The organism is Streptomyces sp. NPDC060198, assembly GCF_042728415.1.
Lineage (GTDB): Bacteria > Actinomycetota > Actinomycetes > Streptomycetales > Streptomycetaceae > Streptomyces.
Genome location: NZ_JBHWZJ010000536.1, coordinates 1 through 3,676 on the forward strand (window position 1 = coordinate 1; position 3,676 = coordinate 3,676).

Sequence of the window (3,676 nt, forward strand, 5' to 3'; positions counted from 1 at the left end):
CCCCGGAAGGACGCCGGTGCGGCACGCAGGCTGCGAGCCGCACCCGGAGCCGGACCCGGTGTCGCTGGAACGGTCGTCCGAGACGCTGGACGCGTCCGGACACCGTCTGATCTTCCGGGTCGGGGGTGGCCGGGAAACGCCGGCATTGCGAGTCGGGCCACCAGGTGTGCGGGTGGTCGGCGGCCTTCCGGGAGGGCCCCCGGGAGAACGCCGACCAGAGGACCCTACGCGAGACCCGCGACGAGGTCGGCGACCGCCTTGCGGCGACCGGTGTAGAACGGCACTTCCTCGCGCACGTGCAGCCGTGCCTCGGAGGCCCGCAGGTGGCGCATCAGGTCGACGATGCGGTAGAGCTCGTCGGCCTCGAAGGCCAGCAGCCACTCGTAGTCGCCGAGCGAGAACGAGGCCACCGTGTTGGCACGGACGTCGGGGAAGCCGCGGGCCATCTTGCCGTGGTCGGAGAGCATCCGGCGGCGGTCCTCGTCGGGCAGCAGGTACCAGTCGTAGCTGCGCACGAACGGGTAGACGCTGACGTAGTCGCGGGGCGTCTCGTCGGCGAGGAAGGCCGGGATGTGCGACTTGTTGAACTCGGCGGGGCGGTGCAGCGCCATGTTCGACCAGACCGGCTCCAGAGCGCGGCCCAGCTTGGTGCGCCGGAAGAGGTTGTACGCCTCCTGGAGCTCGTCCGAGGTCTCGGCGTGCCACCAGATCATCAGGTCGGCGTCGGCACGCAGACCGGAGAGGTCGTAGGTGCCCCGGACGGTGATGTCCTTGGCGGCGAGCTGATCGAACAGCTCCTGGACCTCGTCGGCGTAACCCGCTCGGTCCTCCGGCAGCACGTCGCGCAGCTTGAAGACGGACCACAGGGTGTAGCGGATGACCTCGTTGAGGTCCTTGGCCTTCTTACCGGCGTTCGGGATCTTCTCAGGCGCACTCATACGGCTATTGTCCCGCCTCGTCTTCCGTGCCCCGAACCAGGGTCGGCGTGGCGATGATCTCCCCGGCGATCTCCCCCGTCCGCCCCGCCCGGGCGGCCCCCGTCACGGCCGACCGGCCAGTTCGGCCGTGATCTCGTCGGCGGCGCGCTGCGCGCTGCCGACGCAGGCCGGGATGCCGACGCCGTCGTAGACCGCGCCGCAGACCCGCAGGGCGGGCAGCTTCGCGACCTCACCACGGATGCGCTCGACCTTGGTGAGGTGGCCGACCGGGTACTGCGGCAGTCCGCCGATCCACCGGGTGACCGTGGTGCCCACCGGCCGGGCGGTGAGGCCGGTCGCGGTGGCGAGGTCGCGGCGGGAGATCGCGGCGAGTTCGTCGTCCTCGCGGTGCAGGTGGTCGTCGTCGCCGTACCGGCCGACCGAGGTGCGGAGCACGAAGAGGCCGGGGGCCGCGTCGGCGACCCACCGCCACTTGTTGCTGGAGAAGGTGGCGGCCTTGATCGTGCGGCCGTCGACCGGGGGGACCAGGAAGCCGGAGCGCCCGCGGAACGCCTCCACCGCCTCGATGTCCTCGCGCCGGAACGCCAGGGTGATCAGGGCCATCGAGGCGTACTCGACACCCGCCAACTCGGCCGAGGCCGCCGGGGATTCGGCGGCCAGCAGGGTGGAGGCGGACCAGGCGGGGGTGGCGAGGACGATGCCGTCCGCGGTGATGACCCGGCTCTCCGTACGGACGTCCCAGCCGGCCCCTGTACGGGTCAGGCCGAGCACCGGGGTGGCGGTGTGGATCTCGCCGCCCGCGGCCCGCACGGTGTCGGCCACGGCGCCCGGAAGGGTCCCGAGACCGCCGTCGATGCCCTGGAAGACGGGCCCGCCCGCCTGCTGGGCGGCGGCCCGCTCCTGGACCCGGCGCACTCCGTCGAGCAGCGGGCCGCCCTCGCGGGCGATGTCGAAGAGCTGCGGGACGGCGGCCCGCATGGAGATCCGGTAGGCGTCTCCGGCGTACACCCCGCCGAGCAGGGGCTCCACGAGGCGGTCGACGACCTCGCGGCCGAGCCGGTCGGCGACGTACGCGCCGATCGCGACGTCGTCGCCCACGGCGGTGGCGGTCAGCTCGCGTTCCTGGGCGATCCGGGCGATGCCCTCGGGCGAGAGCACCTCGCGCAGCGCCTCGGGGTCGCCCGGGACGCCCATCACGTGACCCTTGGGCATCGGGCGCAGCGCGTCGCGCGTCCAGAGGGAGGCCGCTGCCGTGGCGGGCGGCTGGAGGCGGTCGCCGAGTCCGGCGGCGCGGGCCAGACCGACCGCTTCCGGCCGCCTGGCGAGCATCGATTCGGCGCCGAGGTCGACCTGGACGCCCGCGACCTCCCCGGTCATGAGCTTTCCGCCGAGCCGTTCCGAGGCCTCAAGGAGGGTGACCCGCACCCCGCTGCCGAGCAGCCGGTGGGCGGCGGCCAGACCGGCGATCCCTCCGCCGATGACGACGACGTGCGGCGTGCTCGCGTGCGCTTGCTGTTCAGAACCCTGCATGGGTCCACTCTCTCAAACCCCGAACGAGTCCCGACCGTGACCGCTTCGAAACCGCGTGCGGGAAACCTGCCGGGGGTCCGGCACGTCCAAGGGCGGACATCAACTCACCGAGCCGGGGGGACCAGTTATGAAGTCCACGCAGAGAACCCAGCGACACCGCGCCACGACTCTGGCGGCCGGGGCGCTCGTCGCCCTGCTCGCGGTGGCCGGGTGCGGCGCGAGCGACACCGGCGGGATGGACAAGTCCGCTTCGGACGACAAGGCGGCCGTCGCACAGGAGGAGGGCGGTGGGGCGGAAGCGGCGTCCGGTCCCGCCAGGTCGGACGGCGACGGTTCCGCGGCGTCCGGAAAGGGGGACGGGACGGCGGTGGACAAGAGCACACCGGCCGCCACCCACGTCATCCGCACCACGGTGATGTCCATCGAGGTGAAAGACGTCCCGAAGGCGGTCGCCGGGGCCCGGTCCGCCGCCGAGGGCAGCGGCGGGCTGGTGGAGAGCGAGTCGACCGAGCGGGTGGACGACGTCCACGACTCCTCGCACCTCGTGCTGCGCGTTCCGGAGGACCGGTACGCGGCCGTGCTGAAGCGGCTGACCGGCGCGGGCAAGCTGTTGTCGCGCACGTCGGAGGCGAAGGACGTCACCGACCAGGTCGTGGACGTGGAGAGCCGCATCGCGACCCAGCGGGCGAGCGTCGAGCGGGTGCGGGCCCTGATGGCGAAGGCGGAGAAGATCGGCGACGTCGTCACGCTCGAAGGACAGTTGAGCAGCCGTCAGGCGAACCTGGAGTCCCTGCTCGCGCAGCGGGCGACCCTGGCCGACCGCACCTCGCTGGCGACGATCACCCTGGACCTCTACGAGCCTGACGCCTCCGTCGCCGACGAGGACGACGATCCCGGTTTCTGGGACGCGGTGACCGGTGGGTGGGACGCGTTCGTCACGACGCTGCGGTGGATCGCGATGGCGATCGGTGCGACCGCCCCGTTCCTGGCGGCCGTCGCGCTGCTCCTGGTGGCCGGGCGGCTGGTGGTGCGCCGCCGCCGCGTACCGGCGGCCGGCACCGCCGCACCCGTGCCGCCGGCCGGCCCGGCCGAGCGGGAGGACGCGAGCACGACACCCGCGCCCTGAGGCTGCCGGGAGAAACGCCGCTAGCGTGGTCGGCACACTGCGGCGAAGGGACCTGGCATGACGGAGCGACTGGTGGTCATCG

General features: G+C 72.9%; 2 protein-coding genes and 1 pseudogene. 1 reads left to right on the forward strand and 2 read right to left on the reverse strand.

Features of this window, described 5'->3' with window-relative positions:
• Positions 1–224: 224 nt before the first annotated feature.
• Positions 225–938 (reverse strand): hydrogen peroxide-dependent heme synthase, encoded by a 714-nt coding sequence (gene hemQ / locus ACFWEP_RS33005; protein ID WP_328718729.1) that lies wholly within the window; start codon positions 936–938, stop codon positions 225–227.
• A gap of 4 nt (positions 939–942) precedes the next feature.
• A pseudogene (gene hemG / locus ACFWEP_RS33010) lies at positions 943–2,468 on the reverse strand (protoporphyrinogen oxidase).
• A 127-nt stretch (positions 2,469–2,595) separates the two neighbouring features.
• Between hemG and ACFWEP_RS33015 the strand changes: the two are divergent.
• Positions 2,596–3,594: a DUF4349 domain-containing protein gene (locus tag ACFWEP_RS33015; protein ID WP_387375734.1), complete on the forward strand. Its 999-nt coding sequence runs from the start codon at positions 2,596–2,598 to the stop codon at positions 3,592–3,594.
• Positions 3,595–3,676: the final 82 nt, after the last annotated feature.